The 21358-nt window shown below is 64.7% G+C and carries 15 protein-coding genes; 7 read left to right on the forward strand and 8 right to left on the reverse strand.

The window, feature by feature from the left end; genetic code table 11:
• Positions 1 to 26: 26 nt before the first annotated feature.
• Complete coding sequence (locus CFE35_RS16530; RefSeq protein ID WP_292932181.1) at positions 27 to 2039, forward strand: acetyl/propionyl/methylcrotonyl-CoA carboxylase subunit alpha; 2013 nt, start codon at positions 27 to 29, stop codon at positions 2037 to 2039.
• 157 nt (positions 2040 to 2196) lie between these two features.
• Positions 2197 to 2883: a PEPxxWA-CTERM sorting domain-containing protein gene (locus CFE35_RS16535; protein ID WP_292932183.1), complete on the forward strand. Its 687-nt coding sequence runs from the start codon at positions 2197 to 2199 to the stop codon at positions 2881 to 2883.
• A 79-nt stretch (positions 2884 to 2962) separates the two neighbouring features.
• On the opposite strand, the gene CFE35_RS16540 is transcribed toward CFE35_RS16535, so the two are convergent.
• Both CFE35_RS16540 and CFE35_RS16545 read right to left on the reverse strand, forming a co-directional pair.
• Positions 2963 to 3169, reverse strand: coding sequence for a helix-turn-helix transcriptional regulator (locus tag CFE35_RS16540; protein ID WP_292932184.1), 207 nt, complete (start codon positions 3167 to 3169; stop codon positions 2963 to 2965).
• A 3-nt stretch (positions 3170 to 3172) separates the two neighbouring features.
• Positions 3173 to 3670, reverse strand: coding sequence for a hypothetical protein (locus CFE35_RS16545; RefSeq protein ID WP_292932185.1), 498 nt, complete (start codon positions 3668 to 3670; stop codon positions 3173 to 3175).
• A gap of 127 nt (positions 3671 to 3797) precedes the next feature.
• Here CFE35_RS16545 and CFE35_RS16550 point away from each other — a divergent pair, with 127 nt between their 5' ends.
• Positions 3798 to 4454 carry a Pr6Pr family membrane protein gene (locus CFE35_RS16550; RefSeq protein WP_292932186.1) on the forward strand — a complete coding sequence of 219 codons (657 nt, stop codon included), beginning with the start codon at positions 3798 to 3800 and terminating at the stop codon, positions 4452 to 4454.
• Here CFE35_RS16550 and CFE35_RS16555 read toward each other — a convergent pair.
• Positions 4411 to 5025: a TetR/AcrR family transcriptional regulator gene (locus CFE35_RS16555; protein ID WP_292932187.1), complete on the reverse strand. Its 615-nt coding sequence runs from the start codon at positions 5023 to 5025 to the stop codon at positions 4411 to 4413. The genes CFE35_RS16550 and CFE35_RS16555 overlap by 44 nt on opposite strands.
• Before the next feature lie 99 nt (positions 5026 to 5124).
• On the opposite strand from CFE35_RS16555, the gene CFE35_RS16560 reads away from it, so the two are divergent.
• Genes CFE35_RS16560 through CFE35_RS16570 form a run of 3 tightly spaced genes read left to right on the forward strand, consistent with a single transcriptional unit; the run spans position 5125 to position 8394 of the window.
• Positions 5125 to 5967, forward strand: a complete 843-nt coding sequence (locus tag CFE35_RS16560; protein WP_292932188.1) for a sterol desaturase family protein — start codon at positions 5125 to 5127, stop codon at positions 5965 to 5967.
• Positions 5968 to 6019: 52 nt separating this feature from the next.
• On the forward strand, positions 6020 to 7540 hold the full coding sequence (locus CFE35_RS16565) for an acyl-CoA synthetase (RefSeq protein WP_292932189.1): 1521 nt from the start codon (positions 6020 to 6022) through the stop codon (positions 7538 to 7540).
• A gap of 2 nt (positions 7541 to 7542) precedes the next feature.
• The gene (locus CFE35_RS16570) at positions 7543 to 8394 is read left to right on the forward strand and encodes a TraB/GumN family protein (protein WP_292932190.1); all 852 of its coding nucleotides are present in this window, start codon (positions 7543 to 7545) and stop codon (positions 8392 to 8394) included.
• 28 nt (positions 8395 to 8422) lie between these two features.
• On the opposite strand, the gene CFE35_RS16575 is transcribed toward CFE35_RS16570, so the two are convergent.
• Together CFE35_RS16575 and CFE35_RS16580 are read right to left on the reverse strand one after the other, a co-directional pair.
• Positions 8423 to 8764, reverse strand: a complete 342-nt coding sequence (locus tag CFE35_RS16575) for a hypothetical protein (protein ID WP_292932192.1) — start codon at positions 8762 to 8764, stop codon at positions 8423 to 8425.
• The gene (locus tag CFE35_RS16580; RefSeq protein WP_292932194.1) at positions 8764 to 10017 is read right to left on the reverse strand and encodes an MFS transporter; all 1254 of its coding nucleotides are present in this window, start codon (positions 10015 to 10017) and stop codon (positions 8764 to 8766) included. The genes CFE35_RS16575 and CFE35_RS16580 overlap by 1 nt, the downstream gene beginning before the upstream one ends.
• 192 nt (positions 10018 to 10209) lie before the next feature.
• On the opposite strand from CFE35_RS16580, the gene CFE35_RS16585 reads away from it, so the two are divergent.
• The gene (locus CFE35_RS16585; RefSeq protein ID WP_292932196.1) at positions 10210 to 12600 is read left to right on the forward strand and encodes a TonB-dependent receptor; all 2391 of its coding nucleotides are present in this window, start codon (positions 10210 to 10212) and stop codon (positions 12598 to 12600) included.
• 405 nt (positions 12601 to 13005) lie between these two features.
• Here the strand turns inward: CFE35_RS16585 and CFE35_RS16590 are convergent, their stop codons facing one another.
• The 3 genes from CFE35_RS16590 to hemF all read right to left on the reverse strand — a co-directional run bounded on the left by CFE35_RS16590 (position 13006) and on the right by hemF (position 21357).
• On the reverse strand, positions 13006 to 19548 hold the full coding sequence (locus CFE35_RS16590; protein ID WP_292932198.1) for an autotransporter-associated beta strand repeat-containing protein: 6543 nt from the start codon (positions 19546 to 19548) through the stop codon (positions 13006 to 13008).
• A 332-nt stretch (positions 19549 to 19880) separates the two neighbouring features.
• Complete coding sequence (locus tag CFE35_RS16595; RefSeq protein ID WP_292932200.1) at positions 19881 to 20486, reverse strand: GNAT family N-acetyltransferase; 606 nt, start codon at positions 20484 to 20486, stop codon at positions 19881 to 19883.
• A gap of 7 nt (positions 20487 to 20493) precedes the next feature.
• The gene (hemF, locus tag CFE35_RS16600; protein WP_292932202.1) at positions 20494 to 21357 is read right to left on the reverse strand and encodes an oxygen-dependent coproporphyrinogen oxidase; all 864 of its coding nucleotides are present in this window, start codon (positions 21355 to 21357) and stop codon (positions 20494 to 20496) included.
• Position 21358: the final 1 nt, after the last annotated feature.

Genomic DNA, 21358 nt, shown 5'->3' on the forward strand with positions numbered 1-21358 from the left:
GAACGCTGGGCGCTGAGGGAGCGCCAATGTTCAAGAAAATCCTGATCGCCAATCGCGGCGAAATCGCCTGCCGGGTTATTCGCACGGCGCGCGCCATGGGCATCAAGACCGTCGCTGTCTATTCCGACGCCGATGCCAATGCCCTGCACGTGCAGCAGGCGGATGAGGCGGTGCATATCGGCCCGGCGCCCGCAGCCGAATCCTATCTGATCGCCGACAAGATCATCGCCGCCTGCCAGGCCACCGGCGCCGAGGCGGTGCATCCGGGTTATGGCTTCCTCAGCGAGCGCGCCAGCTTCGTCGAGGCGTTGAGCGCCGCCGGCATCGCCTTCATCGGCCCGCCGGCGCCAGCCATCGCCGCCATGGGCGACAAGATCGAATCGAAGCGCCGCGCCAAGGCGGCAGGCGTCTCCGTCGTCCCCGGCTTTGTCGGCGAGATCGATGGCACCGACCATGCCGTGGAGATTGCCGGCGGCATCGGTTACCCGGTGATGATGAAGGCCAGCGCCGGCGGCGGCGGCAAGGGCATGCGGCTGGCGTGGAGCGAGGCCGATGTTCGCGAAGGCTTTGAAAGCGTCAAGCGTGAGGCGCTGGCCAGTTTCGGCGATGACCGCGTCTTCATCGAAAAGTTCGTCGAACAGCCGCGCCATATCGAGATCCAGCTGATCGGCGATGCGCACGGCAACATCATCTATCTGAATGAGCGTGACTGTTCGATCCAGCGCCGCCACCAGAAGGTCGTCGAGGAAGCGCCGTCGCCCTTCGTGACGCCGGACATGCGCCGCGCGATGGGCGAGCAGGCCGTCGCGCTCGCCCGCAACGTCGGCTACACCAGCGCCGGCACGGTCGAGTTCATCGCCGGCGCCGATCGCAGCTTCTACTTCCTCGAAATGAACACCCGGCTCCAGGTCGAGCATCCGGTGACCGAGTGCATCACCGGCCTCGATCTCGTCGAGCTGATGATCCGCGTCGCCGCCGGCGAGGCCCTGCCGTTCACGCAAAGCGAGGTGCGGCTGGACGGCTGGGCCATCGAAACCCGTATCTATGCCGAAGATCCCTATCGCGGCTTCCTGCCCAGCATCGGCCGCCTGTCGGCCTGCCAGCCGCCGGAAGCCGGCCGCGAGATGGTGTCCGGCGGCACTGCGCTGGTGCGCATCGATACCGGCGTCGTCGAAGGCGCCGAAATCAGCATGTTCTATGATCCGATGATCGCCAAGCTGATCACCCATGCCCCGACGCGGGCCCAGGCCATCGCCGCCCAGGCCGATGCGCTCGACCGCTATTTCATCCGCGGCATCAACCACAATATCGATTTCCTGTCGGCGATCATGGCCCACCCGCGCTTCCAGGCCGGCGAGAGCGTCACCACCGGCTTCATCGCCGAGGAATATCCCGACGGTTTCCACGGCGCGCCGGTCGATGCCGACACGCGCGACGCTATCGCCTCCACCGCCGCCGTCATCCAGGCCATCGAGGCGGAACGCGCCCAGCTGATCGACGGTCAGCTGTCGGGCCATGGCGCCGAATATGGCACCGACTGGGTGGTGGAACTGGGCGGCGAACAGATCCCGGTGAGCGTTTCCGACGGCGCCAGCTTCCATGTCGAGATCGGCGACCGCGAGGTCAGCGTCGAAACCGACTGGCGGGTGGGCGAACCCCTGTTCAACGCCGTCATCGCCGGCAAGGCCCGTAGCCTGTCGGTCGAAAAGGCCGGCAGCGGCCTGAAGATCGCCACGCGCGGCGCCAGTCACCGCGTCCGCGTGCTCACCCCGCGCGCCGCCGCGCTCGCCCGCCACATGATTCCGAAGGTGGCGCCGGACATGAGCAAATATCTGCTCTGCCCGATGCCCGGCCTCATCGTCTCCATCGCGGTCAAGGAAGGCGACAAGGTCGAAGCCGGCCAACAGCTGGCCACCGTCGAAGCGATGAAGATGGAAAACATCCTCCGCGCCGAAAAATCGGGCACGATCGGCAAGGTGAACGCCAAGGCCGGGGACAGCCTGGCGGTGGATGCCGTGATCCTGGAGTTTGCGGCCTGAGGTGCCGGATTCCGGCACGGAAACTGTCGGTAGAGTTTACAGTCATGAAAACTTCATCAAGGTCGCTTTGATGTGAATCAATAGGTTAACGCGATTTCATGTGTTGGCACGATTCCTGCAGCAGTGGCAGGGAACGATAAACACAGGGGTCTAACCAGTGATCAAGAAATTCCTGCTTCCGCTGCTCGCCACCGTCGCCTTCGCAGCGCCGGCAACCGCAGCCATCACGATCACCACGCAGACGCGCAGCTTCACGCTGTCGACCCTCGACGATGCAGCGATCACCGCTCGCGCCAGCAACTTTCAGAATTTCAACGCTGCCGGCCTGACCGGCCGTCGTCTCCTCGGCGTCAAGCTGACCGTCGATTACAACATCAACGGTCGCGTCGATGCCACCAACAACGCAACTGGCGGCACCGCCAACAGCCGTCGTCGTAACGTTTCGGCGACCTACGTACTGAATGCTGCGACCAGCGGCGAAGGCTTCTCGGTGTCGGGTTCGAACTCTCAGACGCATGCCGTGAACAATGTCGCTGGCTTGGGCACGGTGCGTACGCTCAACCAGTTGAACCCGCTCTTTTCCGTGACGCAGACGCTGACCAGCAATCTGTCGAACTTCCTGACCGGTACCGTGACTCTTTCAACCGATGCTTCGGCCCTGTTCTCTTCGTTACCGGCAGCCGACGTGGTCTACAGCGCACCGAGCATCACCGGTGGCCAGGCCCTGCTGACGCTCGACTATATCAGCGACATCCCCGAGCCGGCGACCTGGTCGCTGCTGCTCGTCGGCTTCGGCATGGTCGGCTTCGCCGCCCGCCGCCGCCAGGCTGCCCTCGCCGCCTGAGTGATTTCGCTTCACAATCAAGCCGCCAGTGCTGTTGCACTGGCGGCTTTTTTGTTGCGTGCCTTCTAGCCTGCCGGGGCTATTCTTCGGTGTAGTCGAGCAAGTCTCCCGGTTTGCAATCCAGCGCGGCGCAAAGCTTTTCCAGCGTTTCGAAGCGCACGCCCTTGACCTTGCCGGAGCGCAGCAGGGACAGGTTCGTTTCGGAAATGTCGATGCTGGCGGCGAGGTCCTTGGCGCGCATTTTCCGCCGGGCCAGCATGACATCGAGGGTGACGATGATCGGCATGAGTCAGATGATCTGGCGGTTGTCGGCGGCGATGTCGGCGGCCAGGGCATGGATGCGGCCGAGCAGGCGAATGGCGAGGCCGAGCGCTGTCAGCGTGACCAGCGTGCCGAAATAGGCGGTGCCGAGCAGGTCGAACTTGTCACCGAAGGGACCCAGCACCAGGCCGAAGATGGCGCTGACGATCAGCCAGTCGCCGACGCGGCCGAGGGCGGTGCTGCTGGCGGCGGTCAACACCTCTCCGGTGGCGAGCACGCGAAACAGCGTGCGGGCCGACCAGAGCGCAGCGAGCAGGGCCAGGCTGGGCAGCGCGTTCACGGCCGTGCGGCCCAGCGTCTGCCAGGCGGCGTCGACGTCACCCGGCCCGGCCAGCACGACCGCCTTCAGCGGCATATAGGCCATTTCGCTGAACAGCAGGAAGCAGCCGAAGCCGAACAGCCAGCTGAACAGCGACTGGAGGGAACGGCTCTTTTCTTGCAGCTGGGTGAGGGTGGCGATGGGCATGGCGTTTCCTTTCGATTCGCGATTAATTTACGTGATACATAAAGAAATTGCGGATTGAGTCAAGCGTCGTCGCCGCAGCCCTGAAAAATGGCATGACAGGCGCCGCTGGATCGCTAAGCCTTTCGCTATGAATGACCGACAGATCATGCGGGCGCGGCAGGTGGCAGCGCTGGTGGCGCTTTGTGCCGGCGGGGCCGTGCTGGCCCAGGCCGGGCTGAACATCGCGCGCGCTGCCGAAAAGGGCCAGACGGCGCTGGAATCCGTGCTGTCGATGTACGGCTATTTCACCATCTGGACCAACACGCTGGTGGCGCTGGTCGCCGGCCGCTATGCGCTGGCCGGGCCGGGGCAGGGGCTGTTCAACCGCCCAGCGACGCTGGCGGCGACCACGGTCTATATCATCGTCGTGGGCAGCATCTACAATCTGCTGCTGGCCCGCTACAATCCGGTCACCGGCTTCCGCCTGTTCATCGACACCATGCTGCATTCGGTGGTGCCGATCGCCTATACCGGCTGGTGGCTGCTGCTGGTGCCGCGGGTGCGGCTGGAATGGCGGGCACTGCTGATGGCGCTGCCTTTTCCCACCGCCTATGCCGTGGTGGCGCTGGCGCGCGGCGCGCTGACCGGCAAATATGCCTATTTCTTTATCGACATCGGCAAATATGGCCTGCCCCAGGTGCTGGTCAACATCGTGTTGCTGGTGCTGTTCTTTGCCGGGCTGATGGCGCTGGTCATTGCGCTCACGCGCCTGCGGGATCGGCCGCAGCCGTCGGCGCCTCGCTGATCGCAGCCAGGATCGGCGCCAACCCGCGCGCCACCAGCTGTGTCAGTGCGGCCGTATCCAGGCCGGGCATCAGATAGCGCCGCACGGCCAGCCCTTCGACCAGCGCCACCAGCAGCATGGCTGCACCATCCGGTTGCGGCACGCCCTGATGGTCCAGCTTGGCGCGGATCGCCGCCAGCAACAGGCTGTCATTGTGCCGCAACTGGGCGAGCAGGGCCGGATTATGCCCGGCTTCGGCGTGAATTTCGTTGAGCAGTTCGATGGCGCCGGGTGCCGTCACTTCGAGGATGGTGGCAACCAGCAATCGGGTCCAGTCGGCCGCGACGGTGCCATGGTCGGGCAGGGCGGCGACGGCGGCAATCATCGCATCGCGATCGCCCTGTGCCACGGCATCGATGATCGCCGTCTTGCTGGGGAAATAGCGATAGAGCAGGCCCATGCTGAGGCCGGCGGCCGCCGAAATGTCGGCCATGCTGCTCTGGTGAAAGCCATTGGCCGTGAAGCAGCGCGTGGCCCCATCGATGATTTCCTGGCGACGGCGGGATTGCAGGTCGGGATCGGGCTTGCGCATTTTTTTCTCAAGTGAACACTCATTTTATCTTGACGCAGCGCGCTGGCGTTGTAAAGTGAATGAGCGCTCACTTTATGGAGATTCGTCGTGTCTGCGGTTGTGGTGCTGGAAGCCTTGTCGGTCATCCTGTCGTTGGCCATTTTCATTTTCCTGCCGCTGGAGTTGTGGCGCCGCCATCGCGCCGGCGAGCTGACGGCCGCCAGCTGGCGCGAAATGGCGGCGAGTATCAGCCCGTTCATTCCGAGCGTTCTGCTGGGCGGCGTCGTCACGGGCTTCATCATCGCGTTGTTCACGGCGACGGCGCGACTGGCGCCCTGGTCGATCCCGACAACGCCGCTCAGCGCCATTGCCGCGGTTATCGCCTTTGATTTCCTCTATTATTGGGATCATCGTTGCGGTCATCGCATCCGGCTGCTCTGGGCGGTTTCGCATTCGGTGCACCACAGCAGCAGCCAGTTCGACCAGACGACGGCGCTGCGCGTGTCGGCCATCGATGGCTTTATCTCACCGTTTTTCTATCTGCCGATGCTGCTGATCGGCTTTGAACCGTCGCTGGTTGGCGCGGCCTTTGCGTTCAATTTGGGCTATCAGCAATGGCTGCACACTGAAACCATCGGCCGCCTGGGCTGGTTCGATCATGTGTGCAATTCGCCGGCCAATCATCGCGTGCACCACGGTGCGCAGCCCAATTACCATGATTGCAACTATGGCGGCGTGCTGATCATCTGGGATCGGCTGTTCGGCACCTGGCGGCCGGAAACCGAACCCGCCATCTATGGCCTGACCACGCCGCTGGGATCGAGCAATCCCATAACCGTGCATGTGGCGGAGGCGGTGCGGTTGTGGCGCGATCTGGTGGCCGCATCGGGCTGGCGGCTGCGGCTGGCGATGCTGGCGCGGCCGCCCGGCTGGGTGCCGACACCTTCCTCTTCTGCGGGGTGACGCTGCCGGGGGGACGCGGTAGGACCATGGCAAAATCATTGGGGATCTTGCCATGCATCCGTTCGTTCATGCCGCCGCCACGCCCGATACGCCGGCCATCATCATGGCCGGCAGCGGCGCCCAGCTGACCTATGCGGAGCTGGAGGCGCGGTCGAACCGGGTGGCGCAGCTGCTGCGCGCCCATGGCCTGACCCGCGGCGACTGCATTGCCGTGCTGATGCACAATGGTCTCGACTATCTGCCGATCTGCTGGGGCGCCCAGCGTGCCGGGCTGATCTTCGTTGCCATGTCGACGAAGCTGACCGCCGATGAAGCCGGCTATATCGTCAGCGATTCCGGCGCCAAGGCGATCTTCGCCAGCGCGGCATTGGGAGCCGTGGCCGCCGAGGCTAGCGCCGGCCTTTCCGCCCGTTTTGCCAGCGGCGGCGCCATTGCCGGGTTCGCGGATCTGGAGGCCGCGCTCGCTGCCCAACCTGCTACGCGCATCGCCGATGAAAGCTGCGGCCGCGACATGCTTTATTCCAGCGGCACCACCGGCCGGCCCAAGGGTGTCAAGGGCACGCTGCCGGAAGGCGCGATCGAGGCCGGCGACGCGCTGACCGGCCTCGTCGCCATGCTCTACCAGTTCGGCCCCGGCATGATGTATCTGTCGCCGGCGCCGCTCTATCACGCTGCCCCCTTGCGCTATTGCATGGCGGTGCATCGCTTCGGCGGCACCGTGGTGGTGATGGAGCGCTTCGACCCCGAAACCTATCTTGCCATGGTCGAGAAATACCGCATCACCCACAGCCAGCTGGTGCCGACGATGTTCGTGCGCATGCTGAAGCTGCCGGAGGATGTGCGCGCCAAATATGATGTGTCGAGCCTGAAGGTCGCCATCCACGCCGCCGCGCCTTGCCCGGTCGACGTCAAGCACGCCATGATCGGCTGGTGGGGGCCGGTGATCTATGAATATTATTCGGCCACCGAAGGCGCCGGCTTCACCTCGATCACGCCCGAGGAATGGCTGGCACGGCCGGGCTCGGTCGGCAAGTCGATCCTCGGCGAAATCCGCGTGCTCGGCGATGATGACCAGCCGCTGCCGCCGGGGCAGACCGGGCGCATCTATTTCGCCGGTGGCACGCGTTTCGAATATCACAATGACCCGGAAAAGACCGCCAGCGTGATGAGCGAGCATGGCGCCACCTTTGGCGACATCGGCCATGTCGATGGCGAGGGCTATCTGTTCCTCACCGATCGCGCCGCCTTCATGATCATTTCGGGCGGCGTCAACGTCTATCCGCAGGAGGCAGAGAACGCCCTGACCCTGCACCCCGAAGTCGTCGATGTGGCGGTGTTCGGCGTGCCCGATGCGGAAATGGGGGAGGCGGTGAAAGCGGTGGTGCAGCCGCGCGACATGGCCCGCGCCGGCCCGGAGCTGGAGGCCGAGCTGATCGCCTTCGTCCGCGCCCGCCTCAGCCATGTCAAATGCCCGAAGAGCGTGGATTTCATGGCGGAATTGCCACGGCACGACACGGGCAAGCTCTACAAGCGCTTGCTCAAGGACAAATATTGGGCTGAAGCTGCGGCATGAGATTGCTGATCGGCCTGCTTTCCTGCCTGCTGCTGGCGGTTCCCGCCGCGGCGGCGCCCGGCCTGTGGGTGATCCGCGATGCCGATACGGAGGTGACGATCTTCGGCACCGTCCATGCCCTGCCGGCCAATGAAAACTGGCTGACGCCGCGGTTGACCGCCCGGCTGGATGCGGCCGACACGCTCGTCATCGAAACAATTCTGCCGGAAGACCCGCAGGTCATGCAGGCACTGGTGACGCAATTGGGCATGCGGCCGGGGTTGAAGCCGCTGGCCAAACGCCTGCCCAAGGCGGACGCCGCCAAGCTCGCTCCCGCTGTCGCCGCTGCCGGCCTGCCGATGCCGGCGCTGGACGGCATGGCGACCTGGCTGGCAGCGGTGACGATCAGCGAGGCCGTGCTGTCCCGCATCGGCGTGACGGCGGACAGCGGCGTCGAGCCGGCGTTGACCGCGCGCGCCAGGGCGCAGGGCAAGGCGATTGTCGGGCTGGAAACACCGGCAGAACAGTTGCGTTTCCTCGCCAATCTGCCCGAACCCGATCAGGTGGCGATGCTGGCGGCGACGATCACCGATGTCGGGGAGGCCGGGCATGAGGTGGAGGCGCTGCTGTCCGCCTGGCGCGCCGGCGATGTCGACCGCATCGCCAAGGATTTCGATGGCGAATCGCGCGCTTCGCCGCTGTTGAAGAAGGTGCTGCTCACCGATCGCAACCAGCGCTGGGCCGACTGGATCAGCGGCACGATGAAGCGCCCAGGCACGATCTTCGTTGCGGTCGGCAGCGGGCATCTGGGCGGGCCGGACGGCCTGCTCGCGAAACTGGCGGCCAAGGGCTTTCAGCCGCAACCGATACCCTGACCCGGCGCGCCCGTACGCCGGAGGTGGATCACTTCCGCGGCGATTTGAACTGCCAGCCACGATAGTCGCGCCGCCAGCGGGCATGCTCGGCGCGGCGGGCTGCGCTCAGCGGTAGCGGTGCAGGCGGCACATCGGGTTGCGGCGGTGACAGGCTGGCCGGCGGCAGCGGTTCCCGATCGGATGCTGGTGCGAAGGTCCGCGCGCCACGCGATGTGACGAATGCCGCGATCACCAGCAGCCCGACCAGCATGCCGGCCGGCCAGAGCAGCAGCGCGGGATTTTCGGCGATCGAGCCGAAGATGAAGATGGCGCCGAAAACAAGGACCGGTCCCAGCACGAAACCGATGAAGAAGCGGCCGAGGAAGTCCATCAGTCGTCCCAGGCAATCGGCGTCAGCCGCGGCACGCATAGCGCGAAGACCAGTGCGCCGGCCACCACAATGGCGGCGGTGAGCAGGAAGGCCGGAGTATAGCCCGCCGCGTCGACGATGAGGCCGGTGATCACCGGCCCGGTGACGCCGGCGAGATTGCCGATGCCGGCCTGGATGCCCATCCAGCGCCCGGCGCTGCCGGTGCCGGCCAGCGACTGGCCGGCAGTGAACAGCAGCATCGTCGTCGGCCCGGCGCCAAAGGCGGTGACGACCAACCAGAGCGCCAGCATCGCCGTGCCCTCCGCCTGGCCCAGTGCTACCGTGCCGATGGCGACGGCAGCGAGGCAGGCGAGGCCCAAGGCCCGGCGCACCTGCGAGGCATCGCGGCCGCGGTCGATCAGCCGTTCGGCGGTGGCGGCGATGACATAGCCGCTGGCGGCCTGGACGAGGTAGAACAGGCTGGTCAGCAGCGCCATGTCACCGATGCTGTAGCCGCGCACCTTGACCAGCCACAGCGGCAGCCAGGCCAGCACGAAATACAGCGCATAGGTGCCGGTGAAGTGGAAGAAGGTCATCGCCCAGAGCTGGCGGTTGGCGAGCAGGCGCGGATAGGCGACCGGTGGCTCGCTGACTGCTGGCGCCGCGCCCTTGACGCCCCCACTCTTCACGCCATCGACGGCGCTGGCAAAGCGCGCCCAGGGCAGCAGCCAGAGCAGCGTGACGGCGCCGAACACGAGAAACATCGGCCGCCAGCCCCAGTGTTCGAGCAGCACGCCGCCGAGCAGCGTACCGACCAGCGGCCCCAGCGCGATGCCGCCCGACAGCGCCACATTCGCCGAGCCGCGCCGCGCCTCCGGTACCCGCGCCAACAGTTTCGAGCCACAGGGGAAGGCGACGCCTTCGCCCAGCCCCATGAACAGTCGCAGGATGAGCAGCGACACCAGCCCGCCCGCCAGTCCGGTCGCCAGCGTTGCCAGCGCCCAGATGGCGACACCGGCGGCCATCAACCGATGCACCGACACGCGATCGGCGAGCCAGCCGGCAGCGACCAGCACCGGCACATAGGTCCAGTAGAAGGAGGAGACGACGAGGCCATAGCCGGTCGCCGACAGCTTCATCTCATCCTTGATTAGCGGCGCCGCGATGCTGACCGCGCCGCGATCGACATAGTTGAGCAGGATCGCCAACCCGATGATGACAATCAGGCCGAGAGTCGGCGCGGCAGGACGGGCAGCAGCGGGAAGAGTGGCCATGCCGGCGAAGCTGGCACAAGCCCGGGCAAACGCCAAGGGGCGGCCGCAAACGCAATTGCAAAATGGCAACACAGTTACGCAATCGCACAGCCGCGACTGCGAGATAGTTGACCACCATAGCGCCGAAGCGTCAGAATCCGTTCGCAAATCAAGCAATCCGGCCAGAATGGCCGCATTTCGGGGAGTGATATCATGTTCCACACCATCGGCACCCGCCGGAGCCTTGCCGCGTCGCTGGCGCTGACCGCGTCGGTGCTGGCGCTCGCCACGCCGGCCGTTGCGCAGACCGCCGCGGCTGCGGACAGCGACGAAATCGTCGTCACCGCCACCAAGCGCGCCGCCAATCTGCAGGACGTGCCCTTCTCGATCAACGCCCAGACCATGGCCGATATCCAGCGTCAGCACGCCTCGACCATCGAGGATCTGTCGCGCTCGGTCGCCGGCCTCACCATCCAGAACCTCGGCCCCGGCCAGAGTCAGGTCTCGATCCGCGGCGTCTCGGCCGGCCAGATCGTCCGCGACCAGCCGGGTGTGAAGGAACAGGTCGGTTTCTACCTTGATGAATCGGTGATCTCGCTCTCGCTGTTCACGCCCGATATCGACCTGTTCGACTTGAACCGCGTCGAAACGCTGCGCGGCCCGCAGGGCACGCTGTTCGGCTCCGGCTCGGTCGGCGGCACCATCCGCTATATCACCAACAAGCCGACCACCGCCGGCACCGAAGGCATGGTCGAAGGCGATGTGAACCTGATCGATGGCGGCCAGATGGGCGGCAGCCTGAAGGGCGCGGTCAACGTGCCGCTGGGTGACAAGGCCGCCGTGCGCGCCGTTGCCTATTACACCCGTTATGGTGGCTTCATCGATGCGCTGAAGCCGGGCGGTGTCGTCGACGAGAATGTCAATTCCGGGGAACGCTATGGCGGCCGCATCAGCCTGCTGCTGCAGCCGACGGACAGCATCAAGATCACGCCGCGCATCCTCTATCAGGAAGTGCGCACCGATGGCTTCAACCGCCAGGAAATCTACAATCTGTTCGCCAATCCCTATACGACGACCCGGCCCAAGGTGACCTTCGGCCCGCGCCAGCAGTATCTGCTGCTGAACGAGGAATTCGTCGACAAGACTTTTATCGCCGATGGCACGATCGAGGCCGATCTCGGTGCTGTCGCGCTGACATCGGTCACCAGCTACACCAACCGTGACATCCTGGTCAGCCGCGACGCCTCGGCACTCACCGGCTCGGTCTCGGTCGACCTCGGCTATCCGGCCGCGGCGGTGACGCTGCCGTCGAACCTGCGCGATACGACAAAGGTCGACAGCTTCACTCAGGAAGTGCGGCTGGCCTCCACCGGCAATGGTCCGTTCCAGTGGGTGGCCGGCGTCTTCTACGCCAACACCGACCGCAAATATGCCCAGCGCCTGCCGACGCCGGGCTATGACGCCTTCACCGATGCAACGCTGGGAGCCGGCACTTCGGCGGCGACGCGCAATGGCTTCCCGGCCAATTCACCGTTCAATTCCGACCTGCCCTACAATCTCGAGCAGATCTCGGGCTTTGGTGAAGCCAGCTACAAATTCTTCGACCGGCTGACGCTGACCGCCGGCCTGCGCTATTACGATTTCAAGGAAAGCCGCACGATCACCACCGGCGGCCTGTTCGGCAATGGCGACAAGAACAAGCTCGACAAGACCCAGTCGGACGGGTTCAACCCGCGCTTCCTCGCCAGTTTCGAGGTCAATGACGACGTCAACGTCAACCTGCAGGCGGCCAAGGGCTTCCGCCTCGGTGGCGTCAACGATCCGCTCAACGCCAATCTCTGCACCGCGCAGGACCGGGCGATCTTCGGCGGCTACCAGTCGTTCGATGATGAAAGCCTGTGGAACTATGAAGCCGGGGTGAAGGCCAAGAGCGGCGGCATCACCTTCAACGCCGCCTTCTTCTACACCGACATCAAGAACCTCCAGACGACGCTCGACGCCGGCTCCTGTTCGTCGCGCATCGTCTTCAATGTGCCGAAGGCGCACACGGTGGGTGTCGAGTTCGAACTGTCGGCACGGCCGCTGGACGGCCTGCAACTGGCGGTGTCGGGCAGCGTGCTCGAAGCCAAGTTCGATTCGACGGTGCGCGACGGTACCGGCAATGTCATCGGCGGCATCCGCGAGGGCAACCGCCTCCCGACCGTGCCGAACTTCCAGGTTTCGGCGAACGCCAACTACAGCTTCCCGATCGCCGACAAGAAGAATGTCGTGCTCAACGCCTCGTTCCAGCATGTAGGGGATCGCTATACCCAGCCCAGCGACCAGGAACCCAGCGCGGCGTTCTTCACCTCGCGGCTGCCGTTCGGCGGTGCCACCGGCAATGAAATCCGCCCGATCACGCTGAAACTGCCCAGCTATCAGCTGGTCAATCTCAGCGCCGGCGTGGAGTTGGGCGATGCGCTGTCGGTGACAGCCTACATCACCAATCTTTTCGACGAGAATGCGCTGTTGTCGCTGGATCGGGAACGGGGTGGCCGGGCGCGGTTGGGCTATGCGACGAACCAGCCGCGGACGTTCGGGGTCACGGTCAGGAAGGGGTTTTAAGGCGCAGCGCGGCCGGCGAGCGAAAAAGGCTGCCCCTCAGGGCAGCTTTTTTTGACTCGTCCGACGCCGCGGCTCCGCCGCGCCCTTCCTGCCACTTCCCTGAACCACCCCAGCGGACTCGGCGGCTCCGCCGCCGGCCGCTCCACAACGCCCGCGCTCAACCACAACAGGCGCAACCCTCATCCCGCTCCACTGCCCGCGACGGAGGTCACATCCGCTCCGGGCCACCCCTATCATACAATGACCTGGGTGGCCGGGCGGGGGAGCGGGCCGGTGCCGTCCGACTGCAATCGACTCTAGGCCACCGGCGCTGTTCAAAATCTGTTACCAACGACTCCGTGTCAAAGGCCGTCCGTCGCCGCTGCGGTGTCTAAGGCATCAGTCCAGTGGCGTGTCCGCTGTTCCTTACCAGATCTTCGTCAGGCGCAACGATCCGCCATGCGCCGTCATTCCCTGGCCGGTTTCGAGATCATATTGCGCTCGCATGGTGACACCGGGGCCGAGCGGCAGCAGGGCAGCCAAGGCTGCGCCAAGGCTGTCGCGCTGGCGCCCCCGGAAGGCACTGGCAATCGGCACATCGGGTTGCAGAGTGAAGCGACCGGTGACAGCGGGCGCGATATCACCGAACTCGTGATTCCAGACCAGCCGTGGTTCGATCTGCAGGCGCTGTTGGCCCTGGCTGCCGAAATCCTGCCGCGCCAGGATGCCGATGCGGCTGCGCAGACTGTCGATGCGGGATTGATCGGCCGCAAACACGTCGAGTGCAGTTCCGGTCTCCGTATAGCGATCGCGCCAGATTCGCGCGGCATCCAGCCCCAGGGTGAAGGCGAAGCCGGCGCGGTCTGGATTTCCGCGCCAATATTCCCCATCGATGGCGGCCGCGACATAGGGCGCATTGTAACGGGCCGACAGGGTGCCGCCCTCGCCGAGGAGTGAAATGCGGCTGGTGCTGGTGTTGGTAAAGCCGGTTGACACCATGGCGCGACCGCGCACGGGGCCGTCCGCATAGCTGGCCAGCAAAGCGACCAGCCAACCGTTTTCGCTGCCCGTGTTGCCGGTGCCGATGCGATAATTGCTGTCACGATAGGCCAATGCCGTTCCGAACATCAGGGTTTCGCTGGCGCGCTGCATGATGCCACCGGCAAAGAAGCTGGGGCGTGCCCGCCCGGCAAGGCCGACGATATTGTCGCTGGTGTTGATCTGGCCAAATGCTACCGAGCCGAACAGGCAGGTGTTGCCTTCCAGCCGCAGGCTTGCCTCATTGCCCTTGAGGCAGTCGATGCTGAGTTGGGAGACGCCGAGGTTCTGGCTGAGCGTGAGGTTCCGCAAGGCGCGATTCTGTTCGGTGACGGGTGGCGGCGGCGTGTTGGTGATGACAATGGGCGCCGGCGTGCCACGCAACACCAGCTGGACATCGGTGGCGTTGGGATATTCAAGCGTGGCGTTGCTGGCCGCCGTCAGCACGGCAAAACGCGTGCCGCCCAACCCGCCGCTGGCCCGGAGCACATTGTAGCGGATTTCGCCGCGGACATTGCCGGGGGTTGCCAGCGCCGCACTGTAGCTTGCGGCCGAGTCCAACGGTTGCAGCAACACGCTGCCGGCCAGGCGACCGCTTCCCGAAATCAGCAGCAGATCGGCATCCTGACCGCCGCTGCTGAGCCCGGGCGTGTCGATTTCGCTGCGAGCCAGCAGCCGGCCATCGCGGATGTTGCCCAGATCGCGCGGCGCCCGATAGTCGAGCGCATACACACCGGTCTGCGTGTAATTGCCCGTGACGCGCAACGTGCCGATGGGCTGGGCGATGCTGCCGGGCGCGATGGTGCCGGCAACACTGGTCTCCCCAATAATTGTGCCGATGCCGGACAGCCGGGTGCCGACAGCGGTCGTGACGGTGGCAGCGCGGGCTGCACTGGCCGCGTCGCGCAGCAGCAGGCCGCCGCCCAGCAGGGCAAGACTGCCATCGCCAGCATCCAGCGTGGCGCGGACGCCGGCCGTTGTCATTCCGGTCAGCACGAAATCGCCGCTACCGCCGGGGTTGAGCTGGATGATGTCGAAGCCCAAAAAGCGGCTGTCGTCGATGATGCGGGCAGAGGCCGCAGCCACATCGATCGCCAGTCGATCGCGACCGAGGCCACCTTGCGCGGTGCCGTTGATGGTGCCGCTGGCCGAGAGCGTCAGCACATCGTCACCGGCGCCAAGATCGAGACGGGCTATGATCGTGCCGGCATTGCGCACCGTCTGGCTGCCCCCGTCGCCGCTGATGTCGCTGGCAGTGACCTGGCCCCCGGCAGCCACGTCGAACAGCACATCGCTTCCGAGACTGGCTGCGCCGGACAGGACAAGGCTGCCCGTGTTCGCCACGGCGAAATTGCCGGCTTCGACAGCAAGCGTGGTGCCGGCCAGCGCCCCAGTCGCCAGCTGCAAGGTGCCGCCGGCCCCCTTTTCCAGCATTTCGAAGGCCTGAAAACCGCCGCCATCGATGACGCGCGTGGTGCCGCTGGCGATTTCGAAACGCAGTCGGTCGTTGCCGCTGCCGCCATTGGCAGTGCCGGTCAGCACCGCGCCCGACCGCAGCACCAGGCTGTCATCGCCCGTCCCGAGCTCGATGGCGCCAATGAGGCTGCCACTGTTGTCGAGACGATCCTGCCCGGCACCGAGATCGATCCGACCCTGCAGGATCCCGCGGTTGGTCAATACATCGTCACCGCCCGCCAGCGTGACGGTGCCGACGATGCTGCCGCCATTGTCGAGCTGGTCATTGTCATCGCCGGCCTGCACTGCGCCGGTGATCGTGCCGCTATTCGACAACAGGTTGGCGCCGCTGCCCAGCGCGACATCCCCCCTGATCGTGCCGCGCGTTGTCAGCGCATCATTGCCGCCGGCCAGATCGATCGGGCCCATGATATCGCCACCACTGTCGAGCTGATCAACGCCGTCACCGCCGCGCACCGCACCGGTGATCATGCCGCTGTTCGACAAAAGATTGGCGCCGCTGCCCAGGTCGATGTTGCCATTGATGATGCCGCGTGTGGTCAGCGCATCGTCGCCGCCGCCGAGCGCGATGCTGCCATCGATCCGGCCGCTGTTGTCGATCGCATCATTGCCGTCGCCAAGGTTGATGGTCGCTGCAATGCTGCCGATGTTGCGGATCGTCTGCACGCCGGCGCTGCCGAGGACGCTGGTTGCTGTCAGGCCGGCAGCCTGGGCGAGGCCAAGACTGGTGCCGTCGCCAAGCGCCATGTCAGCAGAGAGCAGGAGATTTGCGGTGCCATTCAGCTGCAGCGTGCCCGCTTCGACCTGAACGCTGCCCAGATTGCCGCTGCCGGTCAGCGCCAACGTGCCGCTGCCCGTCTTGCTGAGCTGGCCGGCACCGGCAATGGCGCCCGACATGCCAAATGTGAAGGTCTGGGTATCGATGGTGGCCCGCACGGCCGCACCGCCGGCAAGAGTGATGGCATTGCCAAGCATCAGACCATCGCCGAACGCCTGCAGGGTCGTGGCATCACCCATCGCGAGCGCACCAGTGCCAAGGGCCGTGTTGTTGCCGACCGCGAGCGTGCCGGCCGTCAGGGCCGTGCCGCCGGCATAGGTGTTGGCGCTGGTGAGGATGAGGCGCCCCAGGCCTTGCTTGGCGAGACCGCCGGTCCCGGCGATGCCGGTGGCGATGGTGGCATCGAGGCCGGTGTCAACGAAGATGAAGCCGCCGCTGCCGAGCGTCAGGCCGCCATCGGTTCCGGTGATGATGCGATAATCGCCGGTGACGAACTGCAGGCCTTCAAAGGCCTGGAGGCCGTCGACGGTGACGGTGCCGCTGCTGCCGCCGAACACGGCGACGCCGCTGTCCCACGGCGCATTGGCGTTGCCGCTGGCCGTTGTCCAGTTGCTGCGGATGGCGTTCCAGACGGCCGTGCCGCCGCGGCCGCCAGCGATGTTGCCGGCGGTCAGATTGACGCCATCCCAATAGCCGATATCGACCGGCGTGCTGCTGCCGGTCACCACCAGATTGACCTGGCCGCCGATCGCCGTCTGGATCGTCCCCGACAGGCCGTTGGGCAGCACATCGGCGCCGGTCAATGTACCGGCCGGGTTGGTCTGCACGCCGCCATAGTTGATCAACCGATACACACCGGCAGTGAAATTGCCGCCGGCACTCTGGCTGACGCTCAGCGCGCCATTCAGTGTCAGATTGTTGTTGACGATGATGAGATCGTTGAGCGGCCCGCCAACCACATCGGCCGCACCAAGCTCGAACGACAGCAATGATGTGGCATCCAGCGCGAGATTGCCGGTAAAGCTCAATTGGCCGACGCTGTTGCCCGGTGCGATCCGGCCGGCGACCGTGCTGTTCGCAGCGAAGATGGTACCGTTGCCAGACAGTAACGTGCCGGTGCTGGCCTCAAATTGCGCGGCGCGCAACGAAGAGCCGGTATCGCGCAGGTTCAATTCACCGCCCAGCAGGGCCGCCGTCGTGCCAGGACCATTGCCCGCATCGAGTGTCGCTGTCGTCGCCGGATCGGGCGCCGCGCTCAGCACAAGACGTCCTGTCGCATCCGGGTTCAGACGGATCGTTTCAAAGCCGGTAAACTGTCCCGGCGTCAGTGTCCGTCCGCCGGCGCCTGCAGCGATATCCAGTCTGTCCACCCCGGCGCCGCCATCGATCAAGCCGGACAGCCGGCCGCCTTGGGTCAACACAAATTGGTCATTGCCATCGCCGAGCCGGGCAGTTCCAGTGAAGAGGCCGCTGTTGGAAAAAACATCGGCGCCGCCTTCAAAGGTGATGTCACCTGTGATCGTGCCGAGATTGGTAACCGACGCCGTTTCTGTGCCCGTGTCCGATTCCAGAAAAATGGCCTGAGCGATGTTGGGCGCCTGAGCGGAAATGACGCCGGTCGAGGCAATCCGCAATGCAAGCGGCGCCCTGACGAAAAGACCATAGGCGTCGCCGGCTGATTGCGCCGTCAACGTGCCGCTGAGGATGACCGGGTCGCTGCCGCTTGTCCTAGCAAGTGATGTTGTTTGAACGGCAACGGCGTAATTGCCGGTGTCCGATCTCGCTGAAATCGAGCCGGAAATCGTGCCGGTGCCCGCCGCCCCCAGCAGCAAATTGCCAACGGAGATGCCCGAGGCGGAATCGTTCGTCGAACGCGATGAGATTGTCCCGGTGATGTCCCCACCCACGGTCAGGTCGCGCCGGACGTAAATCCCATAGCTGCTGCGATCACGGCTGGTCGCCGTGATGGTCGACGTAAGGTCGGTGCCGATCGTCGACACGGTCAGATCCAGACCATAGGAAAAGCCGATCAGGCTTTGCGCCGTGAAACTGCCGGCAAGACGTCCCCCGGTGTTGAGCGAGAAGGCCCGCATGGCTTCGGTTGAACCGCAGCAGCCACCGGTGACCGCGGTGCCGGTCGCCGACACGAGACCGGTGAATTCGCCGTTGATGTTGATGCTGCCAGACAGAAAGCCGTAACTGTAACGATAGCCCTCGGCGATGACCTGACCCGCAAAATTGCCGCCGACCGTGATGTCGCCGCTGTCAAAGGCATAGGCATAACCGTTGTTGCCATCACCCGAGGCGCGCGCGGAGAACAGCGCCGACTGTGTGACATTGCCACCGATAATGATATCGCCAGCAAACCAGCCATTGGCGAAATCACGCGCATCTGCCGAGATCAGACCGCTGACATCCCCGTCGATCCGTGAATCGACACTGATGATCCCCCAGGCGGAATCGGCCTTCCCCGTAATGTTTCCAGCCAGGTTGCCGGTGATGACGAAGTTTGTGCCGGCGCCGCTGGGCGGTCGCAGATTGATGGCAACGGCATCGGCCCGTACATTCGCAGCCGTTGATTCAGCGGCGACCAGCCCGGTGAAACTGCCGTTCGTCACCAGATAGCCGGCATCGATGCCGGTGGCACTATTGAAGGCCCCTGCAACATCGATGATCCCGGCATAACCTTCTTTGCCGGCAACGCTGCCAAAGGTGACCGTGGCGCCTGTCGTCGGCGCTTGTGTCACCAGGGAGACGCCAGTGGTATACCATCGAAACTCTTTGGATGTCTGGGATGCGATGCCGACACCCTGGCCAACGGCAACTTCGCCGGCCTGCAAGGCTCTGCTATTGATCCGGATGGTGCCGGCCATGCCGGCGGTGAAGTCCACGTTGCCGGCATTGATCCCGTAACTGTCACCAGCGTTGAGCACCGGCTGCGTCCGGCACGATCCTGCGCACAGCAAAAAGTCCGGCGCCAATCCGCCGCCGGTCACAGCCAGCAAGCCGTCGAAGCTGCTGCCCGGCCCCGCTGGCGCGCCAAATGTCACGTCGCCAAAGCCAATGCGCTCGCGATTCCAGGGCTGACTGCCAATCAGGACATTTTCGAAAACATGGCCGTTGATGGTTTCGATGCCAGCCGCCGAGGCGTTGGCGGATACCGTCAGCGTGCCGGCGAATCCCTTTGCGAAGGTCACGCTGGCGGCTTCGATACCGGTTGCGAAGCGTGGCTCGGCGACGCCGATCTGGACTATGGGCTGCGTGCCCAACAAGGCCTGATTGCCCGTTCGCGCGCTGTTGACACTGATTGATCCCGAGAATCGATCGTCGAAACGCACCGTGCCGGCGATCGGCGCTGGCGGTGTGATGTCACCGGTACGGGCATGATCGTCGATTTGCGAATTGCCAATGCCGATGGTCCGGTCGGCGAGCGCCCCGGCTGTTGTCGATGTGGCCACCGCGATTGACAGACTGCCAGGCAGGACCAACGTTTTTCCGGTCACGATGTCGAGGCCATAGGCGGTGGCTGCGCTTTGCCCGGACAATGTTACACCCGCCGCGAGGGTCAGCGTCGTGTTCTGCAACAATCGTGGCAGCGGATCGCCTAATGTGATTGGACCGCTGATCCCCGAAGCAAGAATAATGACATTGTCGGCTTCGCCCTGCGCATTGATCACGGATATGGCATCACGCAGACTGCCAGCGCCGGCATCATTGCTGTTTGTTACTGTGATTGTGGCTGCGTCAGTCGATTGCGACATGACAACGGATAAACTTGCCGCCAATATTGTCGAAGACAACAGTCGAGCGATAGCATTCACACGTGTGCCGTTATACGCATCATACAAAGACCCCTCCGTCTATGCGTCGGAATGTTTGCAGAGTGTAAAAACGAAGTAAAGAAAATTTTCAGCAATTTGAGGGATGTAGGTAGTCTGACCTAATTTTGCAGAAAATTATCAATAAATTTTCTTGCTTGGACTCGGTGTCGATGACCGATGGGCGCCGCTTACAGCAACACCACACGCGCTTCGCTCTCCCGCGGGTAAATCCCCACCGCGCGCGGATCGTCATAAATCTCCACCGCCCGCGCAAATGGCACGAAACCATGCCGCTGGTAGAAGCCCAGCGCGCCGGGGTGATCGAGATCGCAGGTATGTACCCACACCCGCGACACGCCCGGCCGCCCCTCCGATTTCCACGCCAGCCGCAACGCATGCGCCATCAACCAATTGCCATGGCCATGGCCGGTCATCTCGGGCGCCAGTCCGAAATAGGCGAGCTCGCAGGTGCCGGCCTCGCTGAAATCCAGCTCGATCAGCCCCACCGCCGTGCCATCCCGCCGGCTGGCGACATGCACCTCCGTCGTCGCCGCATCGAGTGTGGTCGCCAGCGCCCGATCGTCCATCACCAGCCGGCCGCGCCACAGCCAGGGCTGGCCGACACGGCGGAACAGGGCGCGATAGGCATCGCGATCGACAGGCGCCGGCCAGCGGGCGAGCTTCAGCACCGACCGCACCGGGCCGTCGGCCGGCGGTGGGGGCGTGCGCATTTCGAGGCTGGTGACGATGGTGCCGATCTGGCCCGGCGCCAGCGGGATGAGCGTGCTGCTCATGCGGGTCTCAATCCCAGCGCGCTTCCGGCGGCAGGCTCATCAGGATCGCATCGACATTGCCGCCGGTCTTCAGACCAAAGGTGGTGCCGCGGTCATAGACCAGGTTGAATTCGGCATAGAGGCCGCGATAGCGCAATTGCGCCAGCCGCTGCTCCGCCGTGAAATCCTGGTGCATCTTGGCGCGGACGAGGCGGGGATAAAGGTCGACGAAGGTCTTGCCGACGCCCTGGGTGTAGGCGAAGTTCCGGTCCCAGGCGGCGGGGTCCATGCTGTCGAGGTGATCGTAGAAGATGCCGCCGACGCCGCGATGGCGATTGCGGTGCGGCACCCAGAAATAATCTTCGGCCCATTTGCTGTGCGCCGGATAGTGGGCCGGGTCGTGCGTGTCGCACATCGCCTTGACCGTGTCGTGGAAAAGCGCGGTTTCGGCCGCATCGGGCAGGGCGGGATTGAGGTCGACGCCGCCGCCGAACCAACGCTTGGTGGTGACCAGGAAGCGCGTGTTCATGGGGATGGCCGGCACCAGCGGGTTGCACGGGTGGATAACGAGGCTGATGCCGGTGGCGAAGAAGCGCGGGTCCTCGCCGGCGCCGTTGATCTGCTTGGCGAAATCCGGGGAGAACTGGCCATGGACAGTGGAGATGTTGCCACCGGCCTTTTCGAAGACCCGGCCCTTCATCACCGACATGACGCCGCCACCGCCATGCTCGCCGCTGGGATCCGGCCGGTCCCAGGCGGTGCGCTCGAAACGGCCAGCGGGGGCGGGGCCTTGCCCCTCGTCCTCCAGCTGTTCCAGCGCGGCACAAATAATGTCGCGCAGCTGGCGGAACCAGGTCTGGGCGGCGGTCTGTTGGTCATCGAGCGTGTACATG

It is taken from the genome of Novosphingobium sp. PASSN1 (assembly GCF_002278815.1).

Coding starts and splice junctions, on each gene's coding strand:
- CFE35_RS16550 (WP_292932186.1), top strand. CDS start 3,798: ATGAATGACCGACAGATCATGCGGGCGCGGCAGGTGGCAGCGCTGGTG.
- CFE35_RS16565 (WP_292932189.1), top strand. CDS start 6,020: ATGCATCCGTTCGTTCATGCCGCCGCCACGCCCGATACGCCGGCCATC.
- CFE35_RS16530 (WP_292932181.1), top strand. CDS start 27: ATGTTCAAGAAAATCCTGATCGCCAATCGCGGCGAAATCGCCTGCCGG.
- CFE35_RS16595 (WP_292932200.1), bottom strand. CDS start 20,486: ATGAGCAGCACGCTCATCCCGCTGGCGCCGGGCCAGATCGGCACCATC.
- CFE35_RS16545 (WP_292932185.1), bottom strand. CDS start 3,670: ATGCCCATCGCCACCCTCACCCAGCTGCAAGAAAAGAGCCGTTCCCTC.
- CFE35_RS16555 (WP_292932187.1), bottom strand. CDS start 5,025: ATGCGCAAGCCCGATCCCGACCTGCAATCCCGCCGTCGCCAGGAAATC.
- CFE35_RS16575 (WP_292932192.1), bottom strand. CDS start 8,764: ATGGACTTCCTCGGCCGCTTCTTCATCGGTTTCGTGCTGGGACCGGTC.
- CFE35_RS16580 (WP_292932194.1), bottom strand. CDS start 10,017: ATGGCCACTCTTCCCGCTGCTGCCCGTCCTGCCGCGCCGACTCTCGGC.
- hemF (WP_292932202.1), bottom strand. CDS start 21,357: ATGTACACGCTCGATGACCAACAGACCGCCGCCCAGACCTGGTTCCGC.
- CFE35_RS16540 (WP_292932184.1), bottom strand. CDS start 3,169: ATGCCGATCATCGTCACCCTCGATGTCATGCTGGCCCGGCGGAAAATG.
- CFE35_RS16585 (WP_292932196.1), top strand. CDS start 10,210: ATGTTCCACACCATCGGCACCCGCCGGAGCCTTGCCGCGTCGCTGGCG.